The 2,245-nt window shown below is 34.1% G+C and carries 2 protein-coding genes; both read left to right on the forward strand.

Features of this window, described 5'->3' with window-relative positions; translation table 11 throughout:
- Positions 1-238: 238 nt before the first annotated feature.
- Positions 239-619 (forward strand): response regulator, encoded by a 381-nt coding sequence (locus Megvenef_RS09030; protein ID WP_322777598.1) that lies wholly within the window; start codon positions 239-241, stop codon positions 617-619.
- 3 nt (positions 620-622) lie between these two features.
- Positions 623-1,978, forward strand: a complete 1,356-nt coding sequence (locus Megvenef_RS09035) for a PleD family two-component system response regulator (protein WP_322777599.1) — start codon at positions 623-625, stop codon at positions 1,976-1,978.
- The last annotated feature ends 267 nt before the right edge of the window (positions 1,979-2,245 follow it).

Consider the following 2,245-nt stretch of genomic DNA (forward strand, 5'->3'; position numbering starts at 1 on the left):
GGATTTGACCAAGCTTTTTATCTTGCAACCCTTATATTTGTTGCCTTGTGGGAGTTTCGGTGGATGGACTAGTTAAAATCATGATAAAAATGCAATAAGCTAATAGCTCTAATTCTATCAAAATTCAACCTATTTATCAAATTTATATTAACCTTACTTTGTTATAGTATACAATCATATTATCTATTGGGATTTTGGTTCTGCAACACTTCCAGTAAAACGGGTTGTTTTAAATTATATGGGTAGAGTATTAATCGTTGAAGATAACGAACTAAATTTGAAGTTGTTTCATGACCTTCTTACTATTCAAGAGCATGAGGTGGTTATTTCGAGAAATGGTGTTAACATTATTGATCTCGTCAAAGACACAAAACCAGATCTTATTCTTATGGACATTCATCTTAATGGCATTTCTGGAATTGATTTAATTCAAACTCTAAAGGCAAACCAAGAAACTAAACATATTCCCATAATAACCGTGACAGCCTTTGCAATGAAAGTTGATCAAGCAAAAATTTCCAAATCAGGTTGTGATATGTACTTATCTAAGCCAGTATCTATTGATAAGTTTTTTAAAGCAGTTGAAAAGTTTATCCCTTCAGTTACGAAAAAAGAGTAAATTATGACAGCAACAGTGCTAGTAGTGGACGACCTAGAACCAAATGTAAAATTGCTAGAGGCAAAATTACTTAGTGAATACTATACTGTTTTATCCGCTAACAGTGGAGCAAAAGCTCTTGAACTGCTCAGACAGAATAGCGTTGATATAGTTCTTTTGGACGTCATGATGCCAGAAATGGATGGCTTTGAGACTTGTAAATATATAAAATCTAATCCTGAAACAACGCATATACCAGTAGTAATGGTTACAGCCCTTTCAGAAATTGAAGACCGAGTAAAAGGGTTAGAATCTGGTGCAGATGAGTTTCTGACAAAGCCAATTAATGATACAGCTCTATTTGCTAGGGTTAAATCATTAACCCGCATGAAAACTGTTATAGACGAACTTAAGTTAAGAAATAAAACTAATGAAGAGCTAGGTGGCCAAGTAGTAGATCTTAAAGATAATTTTACTGATAGCAAAATTTTATTACTCGATGATGACATGATTCAGGTAAAGAACATAAAAGCAAGCTTAAGCGACCTGACTCAACAAGTACAATCCCTTTCAACCCCTGAAGAAATAGACTCTCTTGGATCATTCATACCAGATTTAGTAATAATTAGCTGTCAAATGGATGTAGAGGATCCACTCAGAATAGGTGTAATGCTTAGGTCAAAACCAGTATTTAAAAACTCTGTCATAATGCTTTTAGCAGAAGAAGAAAATATTCCAATGGTTATAAAGGGCATGGAACTGGGCATTAATGATTATTTTATATACCCGGTAGATAAGAGTGAACTAAAAGCGAGAGTTAAAACACAACTTCGGAGAAAACAATATCAAGATGACCTCAGATCTGAGCTTGAAGAAAGTTTCGATTTATCAACTAAAGATGGGCTTACAGGAGTTTTTAACAGAAGATATTTTGATATCCATATAAAACAAATGACAGAAAAAGCTAAAACTTCTGGTCAAAAATTATGTTTGATGATGTTAGATATGGATCATTTTAAGGATGTAAATGATACTTATGGCCACCCTGCCGGAGACGCTGTATTAAAAACATTAACCAACACATTAAAATCTTCCTTTAGAGTAACTGACCTAATCGCTAGATATGGTGGTGAAGAATTTATGGTTCTTTTAGGAAACATAACTCTTGAACAGGGAATAGCAATTGCAGAAAAGACTAGAGCTAACATCGAAGCAATTGATTTTATAATACCAGACTATAGCCAACCACTTAAAAAAACCACATCAATCGGTATCGTTGAATTCCAACCTTCCGAGTCAGCTCAAGATTTTATCAATAGAGTAGATAAAGCCCTCTACGAAGCAAAAGAAACAGGACGAAACAAAGTTGTGGTAGGTTAAATTTATACTATTGTTAAGTTGAGCCGTACCATATTAAGCGTATTGAATTAAGTGATTAAATCACGTCATGACGAGAAGAACTTGCGCGAGTGTGGCCGGGTTATCCTGAATTTAATTTAGGATAACCCTTTTACAAGAATGCCTCTAACTAACAATACTTCTAATTCGTCATAACTTTTTTATCTAGAGCCTTTCCATCTATTTGTGTAAATTCGATTATAGGCACTTAAATTCTCCCTTCGAATTTGATCATAAAATGAGCCATAG

This window comes from Candidatus Megaera venefica, assembly GCF_034554655.1.
Classification (GTDB): domain Bacteria; phylum Pseudomonadota; class Alphaproteobacteria; order Rickettsiales; family Rickettsiaceae; genus Megaera_A; species Megaera_A venefica.

Excerpts from the sequence above, each read along its gene's own strand:
- Megvenef_RS09030 (WP_322777598.1), top strand. The coding sequence starts at position 239 with ATGGGTAGAGTATTAATCGTTGAAGATAACGAACTAAATTTGAAGTTG.
- Megvenef_RS09035 (WP_322777599.1), top strand. The coding sequence starts at position 623 with ATGACAGCAACAGTGCTAGTAGTGGACGACCTAGAACCAAATGTAAAA.